This window comes from Maribellus comscasis (assembly GCF_009762775.1).
Classification (GTDB): domain Bacteria; phylum Bacteroidota; class Bacteroidia; order Bacteroidales; family Prolixibacteraceae; genus Draconibacterium; species Draconibacterium comscasis.
Genome location: NZ_CP046401.1, coordinates 944,627 through 969,591 on the forward strand (window position 1 = coordinate 944,627; position 24,965 = coordinate 969,591).

The 24,965-nt window shown below is 38.5% G+C and carries 31 protein-coding genes; 10 read left to right on the top strand and 21 right to left on the bottom strand.

Annotated elements, in window-relative coordinates:
- Positions 1-91: 91 nt before the first annotated feature.
- Entirely contained in the window at positions 92-1,666 is a 1,575-nt protein-coding gene (locus tag GM418_RS03770; RefSeq protein ID WP_158863292.1) for a DoxX family membrane protein, read from the bottom strand.
- Between the two features lie 243 nt (positions 1,667-1,909).
- Between GM418_RS03770 and GM418_RS03775 the strand changes: the two genes are divergently transcribed.
- From GM418_RS03775 to GM418_RS03820, 10 genes are all read left to right on the top strand, one after another.
- Positions 1,910-2,767, top strand: coding sequence for a GNAT family N-acetyltransferase (locus GM418_RS03775; protein ID WP_158863294.1), 858 nt, complete (start codon positions 1,910-1,912; stop codon positions 2,765-2,767).
- Between the two features lie 230 nt (positions 2,768-2,997).
- Positions 2,998-5,259, top strand: coding sequence for an aconitate hydratase (locus tag GM418_RS03780; protein WP_158863296.1), 2,262 nt, complete (start codon positions 2,998-3,000; stop codon positions 5,257-5,259).
- Between the two features lie 107 nt (positions 5,260-5,366).
- Positions 5,367-6,596, top strand: coding sequence for an NADP-dependent isocitrate dehydrogenase (locus tag GM418_RS03785; protein WP_158863298.1), 1,230 nt, complete (start codon positions 5,367-5,369; stop codon positions 6,594-6,596).
- Positions 6,597-6,647: 51 nt separating this feature from the next.
- The gene (icd, locus tag GM418_RS03790; protein WP_158863300.1) at positions 6,648-7,913 is read left to right on the top strand and encodes an NADP-dependent isocitrate dehydrogenase; all 1,266 of its coding nucleotides are present in this window, start codon (positions 6,648-6,650) and stop codon (positions 7,911-7,913) included.
- Positions 7,914-7,946: 33 nt separating this feature from the next.
- A complete protein-coding gene (locus GM418_RS03795; protein ID WP_158863302.1) occupies positions 7,947-9,266 on the top strand; it encodes a citrate (Si)-synthase in 1,320 nt (439 codons plus the stop codon).
- A gap of 311 nt (positions 9,267-9,577) precedes the next feature.
- The gene (locus tag GM418_RS03800; protein ID WP_158863304.1) at positions 9,578-10,135 is read left to right on the top strand and encodes a nitroreductase family protein; all 558 of its coding nucleotides are present in this window, start codon (positions 9,578-9,580) and stop codon (positions 10,133-10,135) included.
- Between the two features lie 172 nt (positions 10,136-10,307).
- Positions 10,308-10,616 (top strand): putative quinol monooxygenase, encoded by a 309-nt coding sequence (locus GM418_RS03805; RefSeq protein ID WP_158863306.1) that lies wholly within the window; start codon positions 10,308-10,310, stop codon positions 10,614-10,616.
- Positions 10,617-10,823: 207 nt separating this feature from the next.
- Positions 10,824-12,158 (top strand): T9SS type A sorting domain-containing protein, encoded by a 1,335-nt coding sequence (locus GM418_RS03810; protein WP_158863308.1) that lies wholly within the window; start codon positions 10,824-10,826, stop codon positions 12,156-12,158.
- A 54-nt stretch (positions 12,159-12,212) separates the two neighbouring features.
- Complete coding sequence (locus GM418_RS03815) at positions 12,213-12,782, top strand: pentapeptide repeat-containing protein (protein WP_158863310.1); 570 nt, start codon at positions 12,213-12,215, stop codon at positions 12,780-12,782.
- A 38-nt stretch (positions 12,783-12,820) separates the two neighbouring features.
- Positions 12,821-14,092: a replication-associated recombination protein A gene (locus tag GM418_RS03820; protein ID WP_158863312.1), complete on the top strand. Its 1,272-nt coding sequence runs from the start codon at positions 12,821-12,823 to the stop codon at positions 14,090-14,092.
- 64 nt (positions 14,093-14,156) lie between these two features.
- Here the strand turns inward: GM418_RS03820 and GM418_RS03825 are convergent, their stop codons facing one another.
- The 20 genes from GM418_RS03825 to rplN all read right to left on the bottom strand — a co-directional run bounded on the left by GM418_RS03825 (position 14,157) and on the right by rplN (position 24,965).
- Entirely contained in the window at positions 14,157-15,152 is a 996-nt protein-coding gene (locus tag GM418_RS03825; RefSeq protein ID WP_158863314.1) for a sugar phosphate isomerase/epimerase family protein, read from the bottom strand.
- A gap of 162 nt (positions 15,153-15,314) precedes the next feature.
- Positions 15,315-15,947, bottom strand: a complete 633-nt coding sequence (rplQ, locus tag GM418_RS32035; protein ID WP_158863316.1) for a 50S ribosomal protein L17 — start codon at positions 15,945-15,947, stop codon at positions 15,315-15,317.
- A gap of 6 nt (positions 15,948-15,953) precedes the next feature.
- Entirely contained in the window at positions 15,954-16,946 is a 993-nt protein-coding gene (locus GM418_RS03835) for a DNA-directed RNA polymerase subunit alpha (RefSeq protein WP_158863318.1), read from the bottom strand.
- Between the two features lie 19 nt (positions 16,947-16,965).
- Complete coding sequence (rpsD, locus tag GM418_RS03840) at positions 16,966-17,574, bottom strand: 30S ribosomal protein S4 (protein WP_158863320.1); 609 nt, start codon at positions 17,572-17,574, stop codon at positions 16,966-16,968.
- Positions 17,575-17,593: 19 nt separating this feature from the next.
- Complete coding sequence (gene rpsK / locus GM418_RS03845; protein WP_158863322.1) at positions 17,594-17,983, bottom strand: 30S ribosomal protein S11; 390 nt, start codon at positions 17,981-17,983, stop codon at positions 17,594-17,596.
- Positions 17,984-17,995: 12 nt separating this feature from the next.
- On the bottom strand, positions 17,996-18,373 hold the full coding sequence (rpsM, locus tag GM418_RS03850; protein WP_158863324.1) for a 30S ribosomal protein S13: 378 nt from the start codon (positions 18,371-18,373) through the stop codon (positions 17,996-17,998).
- A 23-nt stretch (positions 18,374-18,396) separates the two neighbouring features.
- Entirely contained in the window at positions 18,397-18,513 is a 117-nt protein-coding gene (gene rpmJ / locus GM418_RS03855) for a 50S ribosomal protein L36 (RefSeq protein ID WP_158863326.1), read from the bottom strand.
- 12 nt (positions 18,514-18,525) lie between these two features.
- Positions 18,526-18,747, bottom strand: a complete 222-nt coding sequence (gene infA / locus GM418_RS03860; RefSeq protein WP_158863328.1) for a translation initiation factor IF-1 — start codon at positions 18,745-18,747, stop codon at positions 18,526-18,528.
- Positions 18,726-19,529: a type I methionyl aminopeptidase gene (map, locus tag GM418_RS03865; RefSeq protein WP_158863330.1), complete on the bottom strand. Its 804-nt coding sequence runs from the start codon at positions 19,527-19,529 to the stop codon at positions 18,726-18,728. Before map ends, infA begins: the two co-directional genes overlap by 22 nt.
- Before the next feature lie 9 nt (positions 19,530-19,538).
- On the bottom strand, positions 19,539-20,870 hold the full coding sequence (secY, locus tag GM418_RS03870; RefSeq protein ID WP_158863332.1) for a preprotein translocase subunit SecY: 1,332 nt from the start codon (positions 20,868-20,870) through the stop codon (positions 19,539-19,541).
- Positions 20,871-20,876: 6 nt separating this feature from the next.
- Positions 20,877-21,323, bottom strand: coding sequence for a 50S ribosomal protein L15 (gene rplO / locus GM418_RS03875; protein ID WP_158863334.1), 447 nt, complete (start codon positions 21,321-21,323; stop codon positions 20,877-20,879).
- A gap of 20 nt (positions 21,324-21,343) precedes the next feature.
- On the bottom strand, positions 21,344-21,526 hold the full coding sequence (gene rpmD, locus GM418_RS03880; protein WP_158863336.1) for a 50S ribosomal protein L30: 183 nt from the start codon (positions 21,524-21,526) through the stop codon (positions 21,344-21,346).
- Positions 21,527-21,533: 7 nt separating this feature from the next.
- Entirely contained in the window at positions 21,534-22,049 is a 516-nt protein-coding gene (rpsE, locus tag GM418_RS03885; protein ID WP_158863338.1) for a 30S ribosomal protein S5, read from the bottom strand.
- Between the two features lie 6 nt (positions 22,050-22,055).
- Entirely contained in the window at positions 22,056-22,412 is a 357-nt protein-coding gene (gene rplR / locus GM418_RS03890) for a 50S ribosomal protein L18 (protein WP_158863340.1), read from the bottom strand.
- 18 nt (positions 22,413-22,430) lie between these two features.
- The gene (gene rplF / locus GM418_RS03895) at positions 22,431-22,988 is read right to left on the bottom strand and encodes a 50S ribosomal protein L6 (protein ID WP_158863342.1); all 558 of its coding nucleotides are present in this window, start codon (positions 22,986-22,988) and stop codon (positions 22,431-22,433) included.
- A gap of 13 nt (positions 22,989-23,001) precedes the next feature.
- A complete protein-coding gene (rpsH, locus tag GM418_RS03900; protein ID WP_158863343.1) occupies positions 23,002-23,409 on the bottom strand; it encodes a 30S ribosomal protein S8 in 408 nt (135 codons plus the stop codon).
- 21 nt (positions 23,410-23,430) lie between these two features.
- Positions 23,431-23,700: a 30S ribosomal protein S14 gene (gene rpsN / locus GM418_RS03905; protein ID WP_158863346.1), complete on the bottom strand. Its 270-nt coding sequence runs from the start codon at positions 23,698-23,700 to the stop codon at positions 23,431-23,433.
- Between the two features lie 3 nt (positions 23,701-23,703).
- On the bottom strand, positions 23,704-24,261 hold the full coding sequence (gene rplE, locus GM418_RS03910) for a 50S ribosomal protein L5 (RefSeq protein ID WP_158863348.1): 558 nt from the start codon (positions 24,259-24,261) through the stop codon (positions 23,704-23,706).
- Positions 24,261-24,581, bottom strand: coding sequence for a 50S ribosomal protein L24 (gene rplX, locus GM418_RS03915; RefSeq protein ID WP_158863350.1), 321 nt, complete (start codon positions 24,579-24,581; stop codon positions 24,261-24,263). The genes rplE and rplX overlap by 1 nt, the downstream gene beginning before the upstream one ends.
- Before the next feature lie 18 nt (positions 24,582-24,599).
- Positions 24,600-24,965 (bottom strand): 50S ribosomal protein L14, encoded by a 366-nt coding sequence (gene rplN, locus GM418_RS03920; RefSeq protein WP_158863352.1) that lies wholly within the window; start codon positions 24,963-24,965, stop codon positions 24,600-24,602.

Consider the following 24,965-nt stretch of genomic DNA (forward strand, 5'->3'; position numbering starts at 1 on the left):
CTCAGTATGTTTTTTTGAGACTATTTTTCACAAAAAAACCACACTTCCAACATATAATACTATTTTCCAGGAAACTACAAGAAGAAAAAAATTACGCAAACCACTTTCGCTCTCTTTTCAGAGAAGAGTTTAAAGTATCATGAACAATATTTGCATTTTCGATAACCTGAAAATCAAACATTCCCACACAGGTAAAATCCGCTCCGTTTTCATAAGCAAATCGTATTCCATCCTGCGGTTTTATTGCGCCTGCAGCCAAAACTTTGTAAGCAATCCACGGCACTTCGCAGTTATCAAAAAAAGCCTTTGTTTCATCTGCTGAGACACACCAAAGGTTATCATGAAATTTATCGTGTTGGGTATAATTCTCTTTCTCTTCCACAATTTGTCTTCTGTTTTCAACAGGGTGAGCCGACCAGTAGTTGTCGTGATGGAATGTTTTCATAAAAAAATCAACTTCAATATTCTGTTCCATACAGGTTTGCGGTACTTTGAGATAGTGAGCGGCAACTCCGCCAATCAGCCCGTTTTTACGAATAAATTCTATGGGAAGAACTAAATCTTCCAGGCGGTTTTCGTAAACAATCTGGTCTGCAATATTTCCCATCACAAAAGCACCAACGGCACCATTGTCAATAGCCAATTGTATATTCGACAAATCCTTCCCTTTTGGATAAGTTTGAGCCAGCCACTGAATTTTTCCACCTCGTCTTCGGTACTCTTTTAAAACCCGTATTGTATTTTCATCCGTCCGCATAATTGTTGCATTAATTCCACAAGCTTCATAAATCCAAAGGGTTTCAATAATTTTTTCATCAGTAAAATAGGTTTTGATGAGCGGAGAAACATATACCAGGTCACGCGAATGGGCAAAACCGCTAACCAAATTTCCTCCGGGAATTATCCTGCTCAACTCCAAATGTTTTATTTTTCCCTTTGGAACTTCACCTTTCAACTGCGATAAGTCAATATTCTTTGCAGTAAGCATTGAAGCGCTGGTAACTGCATCAACATTAGCCAAATTTTTTTCTTCAAAACTTAACCAACCTTGTTTCTTCGCCATCCCAAAAAAGGCACCTCCCATAAATGGAACAACTGCCAGATTCTTTATCATCTCGCGACGGGAACTCACAAGTTGTTCAGGAATTTCATGATTCATTTCTTTGGGAAATTTCTGTTCCTTTCTCTTTACCCAAATTATTTCCAGATAATTATCCAAACCATACATCGTATCTTTCCGTAATGTAGCTATCAACAACAGCATAGCTGCTTCAATCAGATTTTTGTTTATTATAAAATAATGCCCGTCAACAACTCCTTTTGAAAAAACAAATGGAGGGCTGGCAACATAATACAGCAGCAACAATAATAATCCGCTAATACTAGCTATTCGCGTAAAAAGCCCAAGAAACAATCCCACTCCAATCAAAATTAATCCCCAGACATTCAAAAAATCGACCACAGCCAAAGCGGATGGATTTCCGATAATTTGATGGAAGATACCTGAAAACAACCATTTCGAATCCATTAAATAGGAAGCTGAAGACCAGCCTGGAGTAGCCAATTTCGAAATCCCTTCGTAAAGAAAATGCCATCCGATTAATATTCGAATTAAACTTATAATTATCTGTATTTGCAAAGGATAAGTTCTCTTTGATTCTTTCATCGGAGTATCTTGTTTAGTTAAATTTGTCTCGAAGTTACATTTTTTGATATAAAAACAATTTTCGAACAGGAACAAAAAAGACACAAAACACAAAATGAAATTCGTAAAATATACCGGCGTTTACCTGTCGAAAAAAAACGGAATTAAAAAAGCTTTTCATAAAATGGCCGAACGAACTCTTTTTTGGAATATTTTTATACTTCTCTTAATAGTTTGTCAAACTTTTGGAAAAAACCGGATCTAATGGATAATTTAGTAATTAAACCACTGACTCACACACCAGTAAAATTGATAAACCAAGTGTTTAATGACGCTTTTTCCGATTACGAAGTTCAAATTGTAATGCCTTTGGAAAGACTTTTGGAAATGATGAAGACGAGGGATCTCAAACCTGAATATTCAATGGGCTGCTTTAAAGGCGACCGTTTAGTCGGATTTATTCTAACCGGATTTCGCGAAATTGATGGTAAAAAATATGCTTACGACGGAGGCACCGGTGTTGTTAAGGACTTCAGACGAAAAGGAATCGGTGAAAAGCTACTGCTGGAACTGATTGAATTTCTGAAGAAAAAACAATTTAGCTATTTTGTTTTGGAAGTATTGGAAAACAACACACCTGCAATAAAACTTTATGCAAAACACGGTTTTGTAAAAACACGCCGACTGGAATGTTTTGAAATTCAAAAAAAGAAATTACCGGAACCGACTTCCGAAGCGTTTACTTTTAATCATGACATTTCTCTTTTGCAACAACTCACAACCCCACACTATTCTTTATTTGAACCAACATGGCAAAACAGTTTTACATCCATTTGGAATGCCAGTGAGAATTACAAATTCTCAGCACTAACAATCGATAACCATGTTCTTGCTTTTGGATTTATTCATAAAACCAAGGGTGATATTCCTCAAATTGGAATCCTTAATAACTGGAAAAACAAGGGATTGGAACAGCCCTTAATTACGAATTTGGCTCAATTTACCTTGAGTGAAAAAATTCTAATGCTGAATGTGGAAGAAAACAACTACCTGACAGAAAAGTTACCGGAAATAAACTTTGAAAATATGATCAACCAATTTGAAATGATTTTTAGATTTTAAGTTGCAGCCCGTTTTACATAACTTCGGAACAACAATCCAATATGATTTAAATCATTCTTTTTTAAACTCATTCTATATTAGCTTATTTTCATTTTAACATATTTAATTATCTATATATTTAACCTCCTTTTTAGAAAAATACTTTAATTAGAATGCAACTTTTACGGAATTTTTTTGTTAAATTTTGTGACGAATCATCAGGGAATTCAATTAAAAAAACTATATAACATATGTTTGATTTAGACCTTATAAAAAGTGTATACTCCGGACTAGCCGGAAAAATCGAAAAAAGTAAAAAAACTTTAAACCGGCCGATGACTTATGCCGAAAAAATCCTTTATGCACATTTATATGAAACACAAGAACTTGACGCCTTTAAAAGAGGAGCAGATTATGTAGATTTTGCCCCCGACAGAGTGGCTATGCAGGATGCTACCGCTCAGATGGCGTTGCTTCAGTTTATGAATTCAGGGAAAAACACTACTGCTGTTCCGTCAACCGTTCATTGCGATCATCTTATTCAGGCGCAGGTAGAAGGAAAAACCGACCTGAATGTAGCCCAAAATGCCAATAAAGAGGTTTTTGATTTTCTGGAATCTGTATCAAACAAATACGGAATTGGTTTTTGGAAACCAGGTGCCGGAATTATTCATCAGGTTGTTTTGGAAAACTACGCTTTCCCGGGCGGAATGATGATTGGAACTGACTCGCACACGCCGAATGCCGGCGGACTTGGAATGGTTGCCATTGGTGTTGGCGGAGCCGACGCAGTTGATGTGATGGCAGGAATGCCCTGGGAATTAAAAATGCCAAAACTAATTGGTGTAAAATTAACCGGGAAACTGAACGGATGGTCAGCACCAAAAGATATTATATTAAAAGTTGCAGGTATTTTAACGGTAAAAGGTGGCACCGGTGCAATTATTGAATATTTTGGCGAAGGTGCCAGATCTTTGTCGGCAACTGGAAAAGGAACCATTTGTAATATGGGTGCTGAAGTTGGTGCTACAACCAGTTTATTTGCTTTCGACGAAAGTATGGCGCGCTATTTGAAAGCTACCGGCAGAGAAGAAGTGGCGGAGCTGGCTAACGATATGAAAGAATATTTGAAAGCAGATCCGGAAGTATATGAAAATCCGGAGGTGTATTACAATGAATTAATCGAAATTAATCTTTCAGAGCTTACTCCTCACGTAAACGGGCCATTTACACCCGACCGTGCAACGCCAATTTCGGAAATGGGAAAAACCGCACGTGAAAGCGGCTGGCCCCTGAATGTTTCGGTTGGTTTAATAGGAAGTTGTACCAATTCATCTTACGAAGATATTTCAAGAGCCGCTTCAATTGCAAAACAGGCGGTTGATAAAGGGTTAAAAGTAAAATCGGAGTTTACAATTACCCCGGGATCGGAACAAGTGCGCTACACTATAGAACGCGACGGTTTTATCAGTACTTTTGAAAATATGGGTGGAAAGGTATTTGCCAATGCATGTGGTCCCTGTATCGGTCAGTGGGCTCGTCCGGGAGCCGACAAGCAGGAGAAAAATACCATCGTTCACTCCTTTAACCGGAATTTTTCAAAACGTGCCGATGGAAATCCAAATACACATGCATTTGTTACATCGCCTGAATTGGTGACTGCTCTTGCCATTGCCGGTACACTGGACTTTAACCCGGTTACCGATTCTCTTATAAATGAAAAGGGAGAACAGGTGAAACTGGATCCGCCTACAGGATTTGAATTGCCTTCCAATGGATTTGCCGTAGAAGATGCGGGTTATCAGGAACCGGCAGAAGACGGCTCAAAAGTAGAAGTGAATGTAGCTCCGGATTCAAACCGTTTGCAATTGCTCTCTCCTTTTAAAGCCTGGGACGGAAAAAATATTGAAGGAGCTAAACTTCTCATAAAAGCACTTGGTAAATGCACAACCGACCATATTTCAATGGCAGGTCCCTGGTTACGGTTCCGAGGACACCTGGATAATATTTCCAACAACATGCTGATTGGAGCTGTAAACGCATTTAACAGCGAAACCAATTCTATAAAAAATCAGCTTACCGGTGAATATGACCAGGTTCCGAAAGTTCAGCGAAAATACAAAGAGAAAGGTACCTCAACCGTTGTAGTTGGCGACCATAATTACGGCGAAGGCTCATCGCGGGAACATGCTGCAATGGAACCACGACACCTGGGAGTTCGTGCAGTAATTGTAAAATCGTTTGCCCGGATTCATGAAACCAACCTCAAAAAACAGGGAATGCTGGCTTTGACATTTGTAAATGAAGAAGATTACGATCTGATTCAGGAAGACGACACCTTCAATTTTACAGATTTGGTGGGCTTTGCACCGGGAAAGAACTTACATATTGAAGTTATTCATTCTGATGGCGCGAAAGATATGATTGAAGTAAGTCATACCTACAATGCACAACAGATTGAGTGGTTCAAAGCGGGGTCAGCACTGAACTTAATTCGAAAACAAAATAATTAAGGAATATTCGCCTAAAATTGAATAAACGGAATAGTGAGGAGTGATAACTACGCGTTTTTCACTCCTAAAAATTATTCAACAAATATAATTCATAAAAAAACGAAAATATGCAGAAAATTAAGGTTCAAAATCCGGTAGTAGAACTGGATGGTGATGAAATGACCCGGGTAATCTGGGATTTTATTAAGCAAAAATTGATTCTTCCTTATCTCGATGTCGATTTAAAATATTACGATCTGGGAATGGAACACCGCGACGCCACAGATGACCAGGTAACTATTGATGCAGCCTTGGCTATAAAAAAATATGGAGTAGGTGTAAAATGTGCAACCATTACTCCCGATGAAGCACGCGTTGAAGAATTTGACCTAAAAAAAATGTGGAAATCGCCCAACGGCACCATTCGTAATATTTTAGGGGGAACTGTTTTTCGTGAACCTATAATGATAAAAAATGTGCCACGTCTTGTTCCGGGATGGAAACAGCCAATTTGTATCGGCCGCCATGCTTTTGGAGACCAGTACAAGGCAACGGATTTTCTGACAAAAGGAAAAGGTAAACTAACCATTACATTTACACCTGAAGACGGGAGTGAGCCGGTTTCACACGAAGTTTTTGATTTCGAGGGCGACGGTTTGGCAATGGCAATGTACAATACGGATGATTCAATTCGCGGGTTCGCACGTTCTTGTATGAACCAGGCCTTAGATAAAAAGTGGCCCCTGTACATGTCGACAAAAAATACCATCCTGAAAGCTTACGACGGAAGATTTAAAGATCTTTTCCAGGAAATTTTTGAGACTGAATTCAAAGAACAGTTTGAAGAGGCCGGTATAACATACGAACATCGGTTAATTGATGATATGGTTGCCGCAGCCCTAAAATGGGAAGGCGGATTTGTTTGGGCCTGTAAGAATTATGATGGCGATGTGCAAAGTGATACCGTTGCGCAAGGTTTTGGTTCACTTGGACTAATGACATCCACCCTGGTAACCCCCGACGGAGAAACAATGGAAGCCGAAGCTGCTCATGGTACCGTTACCCGTCATTACCGTCAGCATCAACAAGGAAAACCAACATCAACCAACCCCATTGCATCGATTTTTGCGTGGACCCGAGGTTTGGCTTTCCGGGGAAAACTGGATGACAATAAAGAACTCATTGATTTTGCTCACGCGCTTGAACAGGTTTGTATTGAAACCGTAGAGAGTGGAAAGATGACCAAAGATTTGGCTTTGATTATTCACGGCAAAGATTTAAAGGAAGAACATTACCTGACAACAGAGGAATTTCTTTCAGCACTGGATGAAAACCTGCAGATTAAACTAAATCAATAGTTTAAGAAAATAAAACAAATTTCTTATCTTAGGATAATTTGATAGTTACGAATGACAGACACTACACAAATACAAAACGGACAACTTCAAGTACCCGGCAAGCCTGTAATTCCTTTTATTGAAGGAGATGGGATTGGCAAAGATATTTCATTGCCTTCGCAAAAAGTACTTGATGCCGCCGTTGAAAAAGCATACGGAAATTCGAGAAAGATTATTTGGAAAGAAGTTTTAGCAGGAGAGAAAGCGTTTCGGGAAACCGGAAATTACCTGCCGGATGAAACGATTGAAGCTTTTAGAGAACATTTAATCGGTATTAAAGGTCCATTACAAACACCCGTCGGCGAAGGAATCCGCTCACTCAATGTAGCACTTCGGCAAACACTTGATCTTTTTGTTTGTCTCCGCCCCGTACGTTGGTTTAAGGGAGTACCTTCACCGGTGCGTTTCCCATCCCTGGTGGATATGCATATTTTCCGTGAAAATACAGAGGATATATATGCCGGCATTGAATACATGACCGGTGAACTGGATGCAAAAAAGTTCAGAGACTTTTTAGTTAATGAAATGGGCGTGGACAAGATTCGTTTCCCCGAATCTTCGTCTTTTGGTATAAAACCGGTTTCAAAAGAAGGTTCCGAAAGATTAATCAGGGCTGCCATCAAATATGCAATTCAAAGGCAACTTCCTTCGGTTACCCTTGTTCACAAAGGGAATATTATGAAATTTACCGAAGGGGCTTTCAAAATTTGGGGATATGATTTGGCCGAAAACGAATTTGCCAACCACACTTTTACGTGGAGACAATTCGAAAACATCAAAAAAGAAAAAGGCCAGATGGATGCCGAAAAAGCGCTGAATGAAGCAAAGAAAGCAGGGAAAGTAATTGTAAAAGACGTAATTACTGATGCTTTCCTTCAGGAGTCGTTGTTACGCCCCTACGATCATTCAGTGATTGCAACAATGAACTTGAACGGTGATTATATTTCTGACCAACTTGCAGCTATGGTTGGGGGAATCGGAATTTCTCCGGGTGCCAATATCAATTACAAAAATGGATATGCCATTTTTGAAGCAACACATGGAACCGCTCCCAATATTGCCGGAACCGGCAATGCAAATCCAAGCTCACTTATTCTTTCCGGCGTAATGATGCTGGAATATATGGGATGGGATGAAGCAGCTGAACACGTTTACGATGCAATGGAACACACTTTTGCAAAACGAAGAGTTACATCTGATTTATACGCTCAAATGGAAGGAGCGACATTGATGACCACTTCTGAGTTTGCCGAAGAGATAATTAAAAATATGCATTGACATTCACGATAATTAATAACAAATACAAATACAATGGAATATATTAAGTACAGATTTTATCAAAAAGCCAGCAGATGCTCCAAAGAATTCCAGCGTCTAAAAAGCGAACACGCCGATGTGGTTTTGGGCCAGGTAACACTTGGACAAGTTTTAACAGGAATGAAAGGAATTCCTTTACTGGTTACCGACACTTCAAAATTAGACCCGGAAGAAGGTATTCGTTTTAAAGGATATTCAATTCCTGAATTACAGCAAAAATTACCAAAAATTAATCCGGAAGGGGAACCAATTCCGGAAGGATTGTTCTACCTGATGTTAATTGGCGAGATCCCGTCGCAGGAAGACGCTTTAAATCTTTCAAAAGACTGGGCTACACGTTCACATGTGCCACAGCATGTTTTTGATGTTATTGATGCCATGCCAAAAACTTCGAAACCAATGACTCAGTTTAGTGCTGCGATAGTTTCAATGGCTACGGAATCAATCTTCCAAAAAGCATATCGGGCAGGAGTTGGTAAAAAATTCTATTGGGATGCTACCTACGAAGATGTTATGAACCTTATTGCACGATTGCCTCGTATAGCAGCCTATATTTATCGTCGTCAATTCCACAACAGCGACCATATCGAACCAAACCCAAGGATGGACTGGGCTGGAAACCTGGCTCACATGATGGGATTTGATTCCGAAGATATTCGTCGCTTATTCCGCCTGTATATGATAATTCACGCCGACCACGAAGGTGGAAACGTTTCGGCACACACGGCACATCTCGTAGGTTCTGCTTTAAGCAATCCGTATTATGCTTATTCTGCGGCAATGAACGGACTTGCAGGTCCTCTTCATGGTTTTGCCAACCAGGATGTTATTTTCTGGATGTTCGAAATGCTTGAAGATTTGGATACCGATACGCCAACCGACGAACAAGTTGAAGCATACTGCAAAAAAACATTGGAAGAAGGAAGAGTTATTCCCGGATACGGACATGCTGTTCTTCGTAAAACTGACCCAAGATTTACCGCCCAGCAGGACTTCGCGAACAAATACATCAAAGACGACAAAATGGTAAACCTTGCCAATCAGTTGTACAAGGTTGTTCCTCCAATTCTGGGTTCTATTGGTAAAATTAAAAACCCGTGGCCTAATGTTGATGCCTACAGTGGTTCACTTCTTTACCATTACGGAATTAAAGAATATACCTTCTACACCGTGTTATTTGGTGTATCAAGAGCCTTAGGTGTGCTTGCATCGTTGGTTAACGATCGCATTTACGGTATGCCTATTGAACGACCAACATCTCATCCCTTGAGCTGGTTTTTGGAACAGGCTCAGGGCGAAAAAGGAAGTTGTTAAAAATAAAATAACTCAAAAAAAGCCGGTGGTGCCGGCTTTTTTTTGCCTGGATTGAAAGCCAAACAGAATTTCACCATCTATCTAAACTTTACTGAAGTTGCCATTTAAAATTTGAATTTTTAAGAATTTCAAAAGACAATTGGCAAACCACTATTCACAGAAACCGATTTGAAGGTTACACAACAAACCAATAACTGCAGAAGAAAATCCGACAAACCTCTCCCCCAGCCAGATTGATTAAGTCAGAGTAATTTTTCAGCTAAACCAATCACTTCCTGATTTGTTAGAAAAGTATTCAGAAAATATGTAATATGCAATTAAATAAAGCGATACAAAACAGATGGAGCCCGCGCGGATTTAGTAAAACTCCTGTTTCCGATGAAATGATAAAATTGTTATTTGAAGCTGCTCGCTGGGCCCCTTCTTCCAGAAATGAGCAACCCTGGACTTATTTTTTTGCTCAGCGGGAAAACTCAAAAATATTTGATGAATTTGTCGGGCTTTTAACCGGAAATAACCCGTTATGGGCAAAAGATGCACAGGTTTTAATAATATCGGTAATGAGTAAAATATCAAGTTATAACAACCAACCCAATGGAAAAGCGCTTCACGATATGGGTGCAGCAAGTGTTTCAATGGCTGTACAGGCAGCTGAAATGGGAATACAAATACACCAAATGGGAGGATTCGACAAACAAAAAGCATCGGAGTATCTACAACTCGACACACAACGTTTTGAACCGGTAACAATGATTGCAGTTGGATATCCTATTGAAGAAAAACTTGGCTCGGAGGATCAGAAAAACAGAAAAGCTCAGCATCAAACCAGGAAAGAACTCAGTGAATTTGTATTTCAAAAAACAGATTAATTATACTCAAAAAGAAAAGTTATAAAACCAACAAAATAAAATAACGACACAAAATTTTTTTCGATATAAAAAACATAAATAGCTTTGATTGGAAAGGAAACTATCCAACCCAAAACCGATATCCAAAGTTGTGAATATTGAAATGGAAGTGTTCTCTCAAAAAACAAAAAAAATGGAAAAGTATTTTCTTCACGGTAAACTGACAGCCAAAAACGGACAAAGTGAGCAGCTTGTTAAAATTTTACTTAAAGCATCGGAAAATATGAAAGCAACAAAAGGTTGCCGCCTATATGTAATCAGTATGTGCAATGATGAAAAAGAAAACATTTGGATCACCGAAATTTGGGACAGCAAATATGACCATGACAATTCTTTAAAAAATAAGAAAAACAAAGAACTGATAATGCAAGCTATACCACTTCTGGAAAGTAGCCCTGAAAAAGGTCAGGAGCTGAAATTCCTAGGAGGATTTGGAATCTAATATACTTTTAGTCATTTAAATATATCCTGTCTATCATCCCTAAAACACTCGATACCAGCAAAAAACAACCAGCCGCAAATAATAATTTTAAAAGATACACCTTCAAAAACCAACCCGATTCTTTGAGCATAAATTAATGCGAAACACGCAACCTTTATGTTAAAAAGTAATCTTATGTTATAACTTTTACAATTAAACAAACAGAAAATGAAAAATGTAGTTCTTAAGTGTTCATTCATTTTGACAATGAATCTGTTGTTACCTTTTTTAACAGAAGCACAACAATTCTGGAACACTACAAATGAATTTTGGGGTGGACCAAAAACAGGAATAACAATAACACATGATTCGGTTATTATAGTGAGCACCAACAGAGCAGTTATGAAAAGTACCAACGAATGTGAACAGCTCGAAAAGGTTTTGAGCGCATCAGAAATTTACTCTGTATTCTCCACAAAAGAAGGCAAAATTTTTGCCGGTGGTCTTGGAAAAATTTTCTTTTCGTCTGATTTGGGAATAAATTGGGACTCTGTTTCAATCCATTCAAACTACCCTGTAATAGAATTTGCTGAAAACTCAACAGCCGATATATTTGCAATAACCAGCGATTATGATGAAGGTGACGGAGTTTATTATTCCGGTGATCATGGAGTAAACTGGGAAAAGCGAAACAGCGGCCTGGGAACTCATTTAGGTTGCAGCAATATAGCAGTAGATAAAAATGACTTGCTCTATCTCACCATATCCGATGAACAAAATGTTGGTTTCGGAGGCCTTTTTGTTTCAGACGACGACGGCCTGACGTGGGAAAAAATCTCAGTTAGTGTAAATCTTTTAAGTAATCCGATAAGAATTGGAACGACCACCGGCTTGTCGGTTTTGCCAAACGATAGTATTTATCTTAGCTTTTATGGTTTGGCAAGTAATTACCTCATTCAATTGAATATTTATAAAAGCATTAATGATGTCAGAATAAACAATTCATGGGAAGTTCTTCAACTTATGGGTTTTCAAAACTGGTGGGAAGATTTTGTATTAAACGATATAAAAATTACACAGAATGGTGATTGGTATTCATCAACCAGCGGCACTGTAAGCAATGGAGGGACTTGTTATTCAACTGACGGGGAAAACTGGGAAATACTGGACTTTGGACTTGGAACAGATATTCTGGGTACTCGCAGTGAACAGTTCTTTACCGAAAAAGAAAACGGGAGAGTCTTCATGATTCAAATGCTCGACGAAAGAATATACAAAACAAATAAGAGTTTGTATACAGGAATCCGGGATCCGGTACAAATTTCAAAGCCTATAAGCGTTTATCCAAACCCCGTTACAAACGGACAAAAGATAACGGTTCAGCTACAAAGTAACTCTCATAATAATTTTGTTACCCTTTACGACATAACTGGAAAAACAATTTATTCCTCTCCTGTTACAAGTACCGAAAACAAAATAGATGCTCCGGGACAGAAAGGTGTTTATATTGTCGAAGTCGTTTCAGATAGCCAAAAATATTCTTCCAAACTTTTCGTTCAATAAAATAATTTTCATCTCCGCGAATTCAACTATCTTTATGGTTCAAAAAGCAGATTCATGGGAAAATACAATGCGGACGTAGTTTTTGAGAATGAAGATTTTACAACTTTTGATTTTGTAAAAGCCGAATTTGAGGAGTGCCGGTTTATAAATTGTAATTTTTCAAATACCAATCTTTCAGATGCTGCTTTTTCGGAATGTGAATTTGAAAACTGTGACCTGAGCATGGCTCAATTGCGAAATACAGCTTTTCAGAATGTAAATTTCAAAAATTGTAAGTTGATAGGACTTCCGTTTGATGAATGTAACTCTTTTTTACTTTCGTTTAACTTCGATTCCTGTATTCTTAGCTTTTCGTCGTTTCATAAATTAAAAATAAAAAATACGAGTTTTATAAAATGTAAAATGGAAGAAGTTGATTTTTCGGCGGCAAACCTCTCTAAAACAATTTTCAGCGAAAGTGATTTACCGGGTGCTATTTTTGATAATACAATTCTTGAGGAAGCCAATTTTAGTTCAGCATATAATTTTTCTATCGACCCTGATTTAAATAACATCAAAAAAGCAAAATTCTCTATTCAAAATGTTTCCGGGCTGCTTGACAAATTCAACATTATCATCGAATAAAATCTGTATTTTTAAGCTTCTAAATAATAAAATTTACCATGAGCAACCAACCACTGGCAGAACGATTACGGCCCAAAACACTGGACGACTACATCGGACAAGAACACCTGGTGGGAAAAGATTCTGTGTTGCGAAAAATGATTGAATCGGGAAATATTTCCTCTTTGATTTTATGGGGACCTCCGGGCGTTGGCAAAACGACATTGGCAAAAATTATTGCCAATACACTGGAAAGACCTTTTTATACTTTGAGTGCCATAAATTCAGGAGTAAAAGATGTTCGTGAAGTAATAGAAAAAGCAAAAAAACAACAGTTCTTTAACCGGCCAAATCCGATTCTTTTTATCGACGAAATTCACCGCTTTAGTAAATCGCAGCAGGATTCGCTTTTGGGAGCAGTTGAAGACGGAACAATTACACTGATTGGTGCAACTACTGAAAATCCGTCGTTTGAGGTTATCTCCCCTCTCCTTTCGCGTTGTCAGGTTTATATTCTGGAACATTTAGATAAAAAAGGACTGTTGCAAATTGTTGATCTGGCCATAAAAAAGGATACTGTTTTAAAAGAGAAAAAAATTACCATTAAGGAAGAACAGGCCCTGCTAAGGTTCTCAGGCGGCGATGCAAGAAAGTTGCTAAATGTAGTTGAACTGGTTGTTCTGGCCGAAGAAACTGGCGAAGTTGAAATCACTGATAAAAAGGTGACCAGCCGCCTTCAGAAAAATCTTGCGACCTACGACAAAAAGGGTGAAATGCACTATGATATTATTTCTGCATTTATTAAAAGCATTCGTGGCAGCGATCCGGATGCGGCAGTTTATTGGCTGGCCCGCATGCTTGAAGGTGGAGAAGATATAAAATTTATTGCCCGGCGATTGTTAATTCTTGCTGCTGAAGATGTTGGACTGGCGAATCCCAATGCCTTGCTTTTAGCGCAGAGCACTTTTGATGCTGTACATAAAATTGGTCCGCCTGAATCGCGGATAATCCTTTCAGAATGTACCATTTATCTGGCAACTTCGCCCAAGAGTAATTCTGCATACTCTGCTATCGATTCAGCCATCTCACTGGTTAGAAGAACCGGAGACCTGCCTGTTCCGCTTCATATCAGAAATGCACCGACTAAACTGATGAAAGAAATCGGATACGGTAAGAATTATAAATATGCCCACTCGTACGAAGGAAATTTTGCTGAACAGGATTTTCTTCCCGGTGAAATAAAAAATGAAAGAATATACCACCCTCAAAATAATCCTACAGAGGCGAAAATACTTGAACGATTAAAAAAATGGTGGGGAAAAAGATTTTAGTCATTAGCCAATGATTATCAGGAAAATTCTATAATAACAAATGGCTAATGACAATGGCTTTTTTCTATGCTAAAATATCTTTACAATATTGTACACATTTAGTTACTTCTTTCTGTGCATCCGAACCATCCGGAACCGGATATTCGAGTTCAATATCAAAATAAATCGGCCATTTATTTTTCTGAACCAGTTTTAACATATCGCCAATTGGTGTGTCCCCTTTTCCCCAAGGCATATTTGTATTTGCCGGATTGGCATTCTTACCCGTTTTATCTTTTAAATGAATACTAAAAATTCGATCGTGCAAACGTTCGATAACTTCATTCGGATGATTTCCGGTTGCGCCAAAATAATGCCCTGCGTCAAAATTTAACATATTTTTAGGTGAATAACCCAGAAATTTATCAAAACTAAAACCGGGTTCTCCAGGCTGTAAATGATTGTGATAAATTGCGTACATATTATGCTTATCGGCAAACTTGCCCAAACGTTTACAAGCGTCTTCGCCTATCTCATTTGTTATTCCTTTTGCTCCCAGAACTTTCGCAGCTTTAAAAGCATAATCTATTTCATCGTCGCTCCAATTGGCAGGTGCAAATTTTACGATATGAATGTCAATTCCTGCTTTGTTGAACATTTTGCGTAATGCTTTATATTTGTCCATCGAAACAGAAAGCCTCCACTGCTTTTGGTTTTCAGTAGCTTCTTCTCTTGCCTTTTGCAATTTCTTCTGTTCGTCTTCGCTTAGTTCTACTCCCCTGGGCGGACGGGCTGGTCCTTCCGGTATCCCTGCATAGGCCTCGGCAACATTACCCATTAACTCAACCGAACTAATTCCGGCTTCAATACAATATTTAACAATATCTTCTGCTGTGCTTGGCATGCTTCTCCAACTGTAGGTTATAGCACCAATCTGAACTCCTCCGAATTTGGAATTTGGTTTCGCCGGGGCAAATCCAAAATTAAAAGGTGTTAACGACACGGCGGCAACTGCTGCAGTTGTTGTGCCTATGAATTTTCTACGCGAAAATGAACCGGATGAATTGTTTTGATTTTCCATGTTTATTTAATTGGTTATAGATTTTAGCTTTTAAAAGTAAAGATTTTAAGGATTCAAATCAACTTCAAAAGGAAAATAATGTTCCTGTTACATCAAATTTGATACATAAAAAAAGCCGGTCAATTAAAACCGGCTTTTCCTGTATTATCTTAAAAAAGATTCTTATTCGTCTTTCTTTTCTTCGTCTGAAGAATCTTCCTCATCTGCTTTGGTTTCAGATTTGGTTTCTTCTGCCGTTTCTGCTTTTACTTCGGTTTCTTCTGATGTAGTCTCTGTTTCTTCAACAGGCTTAACATCTTCAACAACGTCAACCTTTTCTTCACCTTTCTGTTTTTCAGCTACCGGAGTAGGTGAATCAGATTTTTTAGCACTTCCACCGCGACGAGAACGACGTTTTTTCGGCTTCGCAGTTTCTTCTTTTGCTGCCAACATGGTTTCGTTGTAATCAACCAACTCAATAATACACATCTCTGCATTGTCTCCCAAACGGTTACCTGTTTTCAAAATACGGGTGTATCCTCCCGGGCGATCAGCAATTTTTTCTGCTACTTCTCTAAAAAGAATTGAAACAGCATCTTTGTTTTGCAGATAACTAAAAACTACCCTGCGTGAATGTGTTGTATCGTCTTTTGCCTTAGTAATCAAAGGCTCAACATACATTCGTAATGCTTTCGCTTTAGCAACCGTGGTCGAAATTCTCTTATTCTCGATAAGCGAACTTGCCATGTTTGCCAACATCGCTTTCCGATGTGCACTTTTTCGGCTTAAATGATTAAATTTCTTATTATGTCTCATTGCCTTTTACTCCTTATCCAATTTATACTTCGTGATGTCCATTCCAAAATTCAGCCCCATATTGTCTAAAAGGTCATCCAATTCGGTAAGCGACTTTTTACCAAAGTTTCTAAATTTCAGTAAATCGTTACGATTGTATGTTACCAAATCGCCCAATGTATCAACATCGGCTGCTTTCAGACAGTTCAATGCACGAACTGACAAATCCATGTCAACCAATTTAGTTTTCAGGAGCTGACGCATATGAAGCACCTCTTCATCAAATTCTTCATTTGCAAATTTCTCATCCGAATCGAGTGTAATTTTCTCGTCAGAGAACAACATGAAATGATAAATAAGAATTTTAGCGGCTTCTTTTAGCGCATCTTTTGGATGAATAGAACCATCGGTAACAATATCCAGTACTAATTTTTCGTAGTCTGTTTTTTGTTCTACACGATAGTTTTCAACAGCATATTTTACTTTTTTGATTGGAGTAAAAATTGAATCAATTGGGATAACTCCAAACTCAGCTTCCACCGGTTTATTCTCAATAGCCGGAACATATCCACGTCCTTTGTTGATTGAGATTTCCATTTGAAGTTTTACATCCGGCTCCATTCTGCAAATTACCAGTTCAGGATTCAATACCCTGAAACCAGTCATAAACTTATTAATATCGCCTGCTGTAAATTCTTCCTGTCCGGTAATGCTGATGGTAACTTTCTCACTGTCGAAATCTTCCACTTCATTTTTTAACCGAATTTGCTTCAGATTAAGGATAATATCTGTTACATCTTCAATAACCCCTTTAATCGTAGAAAATTCATGGTCAACACCTTCAATTTTTACAGTTGTGATTGCATACCCTTCCAGCGATGATAAAAGAATCCGTCGTAACGCGTTACCAATTGTAATACCATATCCGGGTTCCAACGGACGAAATTCGAATTTTCCGACTTGATTATCGGATTCAATCATTATCACCTTGTCAGGCTTTTGGAATGCTAATATTGCCATAATAACCTTAAGTAATTTTTTATTTTGAATACAACTCTACGATAAGCTGCTCTTTGATGTTTTCAGGTATTTCTTCACGTTCCGGACGGTTCAGGAATTTACCCACCATTTGGTCGGTATCCCATTCCAGCCACTCGTATCTTGAGCTTCGGCGTGAATGCAATGAGTCTGTAATTTCTTCCAACGATTTTGATTTTTCCCGAACGCCAACAATGTCGCCAGGTTTAACAGTATACGAAGGAATATTTACTACGTTTCCATTTACTGTAATATGTTTGTGCGAAACAAACTGACGAGCAGCTGCCCGTGTTTTAGCGATACCCATGCGGAAAACTACATTATCAAGTCTTGATTCAAGTAACTGAAGCAAAACTTCACCGGTAATCCCTTTTGCTGCTGACGCTTTTTCAAAAAGATTACGGAATTGTTTTTCCAATACCCCATAGGTATATTTAGCTTTTTGTTTTTCTTTTAACTGAAGCCCGTATTCAGATTTTTTTCTTCTTTTTGCGGACAAACCGTGCATTCCCGGAGGATAATTCTTGTGTTCAAATACTTTATCCGGGCCGAAAATTGGTTCGCCAAATTTACGAGCTATTTTAGATTTTGGTCCTCTATATCTTGCCATGCCTTTATTCGTTTAAATATTATACACGTCTTCTTTTTGCCGGTCTGCAACCGTTATGCGGCAGTGGTGTAACATCAACAATTTCAGTAATCTGAATGCCTACACTAGCCAAAGCTCTCATCGCTGATTCACGACCATTTCCCGGCCCTTTAACGAATACTTTTACTTTACGAAGTCCAAGGTCATATGCAGTTTTAGCACACTCTTCTGCAGCAACCTGTGCAGCATAGGGAGTGTTCTTTTTAGAACCGCGAAATCCTTTTTTTCCAGCCGACGACCACGAAATAACTTCTCCGTTCATATTCGTCAGCGTAACGATAATATTGTTGAAAGAGGAGTGAACGTGAGCCATTCCATTGGCTTCAACAACCACAGTTCTCTTCCTACTTGTTCCCGTCTTTTTTGCCATAACTTAATTTCCTTATTTAGTGGCCATTTTTTTATTCGCAACAGTTTTACGTTTCCCTTTACGAGTACGGGCATTATTTTTTGTACTTTGCCCGCGTACCGGTAAACCAATACGGTGACGGATACCACGGTAACTACCAATATCCATCAAACGTTTAATATTCATCTGAACTTCAGACCGAAGTTCACCTTCTACTTTAAAACTTTCGTTGATAACTTTACGAATTGCTCCAAACTGGTCATCATCCCAGTCTTTCACTTTCAAATCTTTATCAACTCCGGCTTCTTCGAGGATACTGGTTGCCCTGCTACGGCCAATACCATAAATATAAGTGAGTGCTACCTCACCTCTTTTATTATCTGGAATATCAACACCAACAATACGTGCCATAAATTTTAATTTACAAGATTAATTTATCCCTGACGTTGTTTAAACTTCGGGTTCTTTTTATTAATCACATACAAACGTCCCTTCCTGCGTATAATTTTGCAGTCGGAACTACGTTTTTTAACTGAAACACGAGTTTTCATTATACCAATTCTTTAATTTTTGTATCTAAACGTAATTCTACCTTTAGTTAAATCATAGGGAGACATCTCCACTTTCACCTTATCTCCGGGCAAAATCTTTATATAGTGCATTCTCATTTTTCCTGAAATATGAGCAGTAATAATGTGCCCATTTTCTAATTCAACACGAAACATTGCATTTGATAATGCCTCTATAATTTTTCCATCTTGTTCTATAGAAGGCTGTTTTGCCATAAAAAATTATTTTTTTCTATTTGTTCTTCAATAATTTCAAAAGTAGACAGAACCTCTGCCTTATCCTCCCCCACCATAACAGTGTGTTCAAAATGAGCAGCAGGCTTCCCATCGATCGTTTTAACAGTCCATCCATCCTCCATTTGATAAATCTTCCTACTTCCTGCATTCACCATTGGCTCAATAGCAATTACCATCCCACTGTGTAATTTTTCTCCTCTCCACGGTTTGCCATAGTTCCTAACTTCAGGTTCTTCATGCAGGTCTCTGCCGATACCGTGTCCGTTTAATTCACGAACAACAGAAAAACCATATTTCTCAACATGATTTTGGATTACGTTCCCAAGTGTTCCGATCCTGTTTCCTTCAACTGCTTTTTCAATGCCCAAAGTTAACGCTTCTTTTGCAATTTTGCATAATAACTTTTTTTGTTCAGAAACATCTCCAACTTCAAAAGTATAGCAGGAATCGCCATAAAAGCTTTCTTTAAGCACTCCGCAGTCTACAGAAACGATATCACCGTCTTTAATTTTATAATCGGACGGGATACCGTGTACAACCACATCGTTTACCGACACACACAAGGTATTCGGAAACCCTTCAAAACCTTTAAACGCAGGTACTCCATCATTATTTCGAATGAACGTTTCGGCTATTCGATCCAACTCAAGCGTTGAAATTCCCGGCCGAATTTTACTGGCAACTAAAGCCAGAGTTTTGCTTACCAATAAGCTACTTTCTCGTATCAGTTTAATCTCTTCCTTTGTTTTAAGGTAGATCATAAACCGATTTTACATCACCCCTGGTCTGCCTTTTATACGGCCTGATTTCATCAAACCGTCGTAGTGGCGCATTAAAAGGTGACTTTCTATTTGCTGCAGGGTATCCAACACAACTCCAACAAGAATCAACAAGGATGTTCCCCCATAAAAATAAGCGAACGATTGTTGAATTCCCATCATCATAGCAAATGCAGGAAGGATAGTTACCAATCCGAGGAAAATTGACCCCGGAAGTGTAATTCTCGACATCACAGTATCGAGAAACTCAACGGTCTTTTTCCCTGGTTTAACACCGGGTATAAACCCACCGTTTTTCTTCATATCCTCTGCCATTTGAGTAGGATTAATGGTAATTGCCGTATAAAAATAAGTAAAAGCAACTACCAGCATAAACTGTGTAAAGTTATACCAAAATCCTGTGATGTTTGATAATGCAGCCGCAACACCACTTAAACTTTCAGAGTTGGCAACACCTACAATTGTAATAGGTACCATCATTATTGCCTGAGCAAAAATAATAGGCATTACACCTGCAGCATTCACTTTTAACGGAATGTACTGACGCACACCTCCATATTGTTTGTTACCCACAATGCGCTTTGCATACTGCACAGGTATTCTGCGCGTTCCCTGAACCAACAGAATAGATGCTACAAAAACAAAGAAAAGGATAACAAACTCAACAAGGAACATTACCAGTCCACCACCTTGCTGTGTAATACGTGCACCAAATTCCTGCACTACAGACATGGGTAAACGGGCAATAATACCAATCATAATGATTAAAGAAATACCATTACCAATTCCTTTATCGGTAATTCTCTCCCCTAACCAAAGTACAAACATCGATCCAGCAGTTAAAATGATTATCGAAGGTATATTAAACATTACACCTGAAACCGCAAATGCTGAATCGGGTAACTGATAATGAAGATTTGTCAGATACGCCGATGCCTGAGGAATCAGAATTAACACGGTTAAGTAACGTGTTATCTGATTTATTTTCCTTCTTCCTGACTCTCCCTCTTTCTGCAACCTCTGGAAATAGGGTACTGCAATTCCAAGTAACTGGATTACAATTGAGGCGGAAATATACGGCATGATACCTAAAGCAAAAATTGAAGCCTGTGCAAAAGCACCTCCTGAAAACATGTTAATTAACCCAAGCAAGCCGTCGGATGTTTGGCTCTGCAAATTTCCCAACTGAGCCGGGTCAATACCAGGCAGAGAAACAAAAGATCCCAACCGGTAAATTAACAAAAAGAATAAGGTGGTTCCGATTCGCAACCTTAAATCTTCAATCTTATAAATATTCTTTAGGGTTTCAATAAATCGTTTCATTACAGTTTAAAGTATTTCAGTGGTTCCTTCTAGTTTTTCAATTGCTTCTTTTGCGCTTTTCGAAAAAGCGTGTGCCTTTACATCGAGTTTTGCGCTTAAGGTACCTCCCCCAAGAATTTTAACTTTTTCGTTTTTTGACATAAAACCTGCATTAATTAATGCAGCAACATCAATGGTAGTTACCTTCTTTTTGTCAGCCAATTGCTGTAATACATCCAGGTTAATTGCTTTATATTCAACCCGGTTTATATTTTTAAATCCTGATTTCGGAACTACACGTTGCAAAGGCATCTGTCCACCTTCGAAACCAATTTTTCTTGAGTATCCTGATCTGGATTTCTGTCCTTTATGACCACGAGTAGATGTACCTCCACGTCCTGAACCCTGTCCGCGGCCAATACGTTTGTCGCTTTTTGTTGAACCTGGTGCAGGTTGTAAGTTACTTAAATTCATAATTTCAGATATTTGAAATATTATTTAACTTCTTCAACACTAATCAAATGCCTCATTTTATTGACCATGCCCATAACCTGAGGAGTATCATCGTGTTCAACTGTCTGATTCATTTTCTTCAGCCCAAGAGCTTTCATGATCGCCTTCTGACGTTTAGTTGAACCGATAACGCTTTTTACTTGTGTAATTCTTATTTTAGCCATAACTGTGTTATCCTTTAAAAACTTTTTCAATTGAAACACCTCTATGCTGGGCTACTGTATAAGCATCTCTCAATTCGAGTAAAGCTTCCATTGTTGCTTTAACCAAATTGTGCGGGTTTGATGAACCTTTTGATTTTGCAAGTATGTCGTGAATACCTACACTCTCAAGTACGGCACGCATTGCACCCCCTGCTTTTACTCCGGTACCCGAAGAAGCCGGCTTAAGCAACACATTTGCTCCACCAAATTTAGCAGCTTGTTCGTGAGGAATAGTTCCATTAATAACCGGAATTTTCACGAGATTCTTTTTAGCTGCTTCAACACCTTTTCCAATAGCTGTAGTTACCTCGCTTGCTTTTCCAAGGCCCCAACCTACAATACCGTCTTCGTTACCAACTACTACGATGGCGGAAAAGCTGAAAGTTCTCCCTCCTTTTGTAACTTTAGTAACACGGTTAATGGCTACCAACCTGTCTTTTAATTCAAGGTCGCTTGTTTTAACTTTTTTAATATTTTGCGCCATAATGTATTAGAATTTAAGGCCACCTTCGCGGGCAGCATCAGCTAATTGTTTTACTCTTCCATGATATAAATATCCGCCTCTGTCGAAAACAATTTCTGTAATTCCGGCAGCCAATGCTTTTTCGGCAACTTTTTTGCCAACCATTGCTGCTTTATCAGATTTTGTTCCTTCGCTAGACTCGATATCTTTCAATTTTGATGAAACAGCTAACAATGTTGTTCCCTGAATATCATCAACCAATTGAGCATATATCTGTTTGTTACTTCTAAAAATACTCAAACGAGGGCGGTCAGCTGTTCCTGATACTATCTTGCGCACACGATTCTTAATCCTTGTACGCCTTTCTACTTTTGTTAATGCCATAATAATTACTTTTATAAATTATTTAGCAGCTGCTTTACCAGCTTTGCGCCTTAATTGTTCGCCAACAAACTTAATACCTTTTCCTTTGTAAGGTTCTGGCTTACGGAACGACCTTATTTTAGCAGCAACCTGACCAATCAATTGCTTATCAATACTTTTTAAAGTAATAATTGGGTTACTTCTTTTATCAGATACGGCCTCAACCTTCACTTCCGAGGGAAGTTGTAAATAAGTATGGTGAGCAAAACCAAGTACAAGGTCGAGTACGTTGTCGGGCAATACTTCAGCCCTGTAACCTACACCTACCAATTCAAGTTTTATTTCGTACCCTTTCGATACACCTTCAACCATATTATTTACCAAAGCCCGGTACAGTCCATGCATTGATTTATGGCGTTTTGTTTCGCCTGTTCTGTTAAAGCTGACATTATTATCTTCGACAGATACTTCAATTTCAGCGTTTACTAGTTGTGATAATTCACCAAGAGGTCCTTTTACTGAAACGATATTTTCATCGTTTACACTAACTTGTACTCCTGATGGAATTTCAATGGGTAATTTACCTATTCTTGACATGACTGTTCCTCCTTTAATACACGTAACATAATACTTCTCCACCAATATTCATTTCGCGTGCTTCCTTATCGGTAATTACGCCTTTTGAAGTAGAGATAATTGCTATGCCCAAACCATTTAGCACACGCGGAATATCGTTTGAATTGCAATATTGACGCAGGCCTGGTTTACTAATGCGTTCTAACGCTTTTATTGCAGATACCTTTGTTTCAGGATTATATTTCAATGCAATTTTAATATTTCCCTGGTATCCAGCTTCGTCTTCAAATTTATAGTTCAGGATATAACCTTTTTCTTTTAACAATTTGGTCATTTCCTTTTTTAGTTTTGAAGCCGGGATATCAACCACACGGTGCTTTGCCATAATTGCATTACGCACCCTGGTTAAATAATCTGCTATCGGATCTGTTACTTTACTCATTTTTCAAGTTTCTTTAAACGATTACCAACTTGCCTTTTTTACACCTGGAATTAAACCTGCAGAAGCCATTTCTCTGAAATTAATCCTGCTGATTCCAAACTGGCGCATGTACCCTTTTGGTCTCCCTGTTAGTTTACAACGGTTGTGCAAACGTATCTTGGAAGAGTTTTTAGGTAATTTCTGCAACCCAACCCAGTCGCCTTCGGCTTTTAGCCTGGCTCTTTTTTCGGCATACTTGTCAACTAATTTTGCGCGCTTAACTTCGCGGGCTTTCATTGATTCCTTAGCCATTTCTTAGTTCTTTTTAACGTTTTTAAATGGTAAACCTAATTCTTTCAACAAAGCAAAACCTTCTTCGTCGGTACTTGCAGAAGTAACAAAGGTAATGTTCATCCCATTGATTTTGCTCACTTTGTCAAGCACAATCTCCGGGAAAATTATCTGTTCCGGAACACCTAAGGTATAATTTCCTCTCCCGTCCATTTTGCTTTCAATTCCGCGGAAATCGCGAATACGTGGCAAGGCCACTGCAATTAAACGATCAAGAAATTCATACATTTGGTCGCGACGCAGTGTAACGCGCACGCCAATAGGCATTTTTTTCCTTAACTTAAAATTAGAAATGTCCTTTTTTGACATCGTTTGTACGGCTTTTTGGCCGGCGATTGCTGTCATTTCGTTTGTAGCAACTTCGATAATCTTTTTATCGGCGATAGCTGCTCCAACACCTTGGTTAAGAACAATTTTTTCTAATTTCGGAACCTGCATGACAGAAGAATAATCGAATTCTTTCTTCAATGCAGGAATAATTTCTTCCTGATATTTCTTTTTAAGAGTTGGTACGTAAGCCATTACTTAATCTCCTCTCCAGATTTTTTGGAAAAACGAACTAATTTACCTTTGTCGTTCAATTTTCTCCCAATACGTGTAGCTCCCATTTTAGGATCTTCAAGCATTAAATTCGAGATATGAACAGGTGCTTCTCTTTCAACAATACCTCCCTGCGGATTTTCAGCATTGGGTTTAGTATGTTTTTTAATCATATTAACACCTTCTACAATTGCTCTGTCGGTTTTTCTGATTACTTCTAAAACACGGCCTTTCTGACCTTTATTATTACCAGTAATCACAACCACAGTGTCACCTTTCTTTATGTGTAATTTTTTCTGCATTTTGAGCTTTTTTCTAAATTACAGTACTTCGGGTGCGAGTGAAATAATTTTCATATTTTTCTCACGTAATTCACGTGCAACCGGACCAAAAATACGGGTTCCCCGCATTTCACCAGCGTTGTTTAACAAAACAACTGCATTATCATCGAAACGAATATAAGAACCGTCGCCACGGCGAACTTCTTTTTTCGTACGAACAACTATTGCACGTGATACCGCACCTTTTTTAACATCGCTACCAGGTATGGCACTTTTTACAGTAACCACAACAGTATCTCCCAATGAAGCATAACGTTTTCTGGTTCCGCCTAATACACGGATACACAGTACTTCTTTTGCTCCACTGTTATCGGCTACTGAACATCTTGATTCTTGTTGTATCAT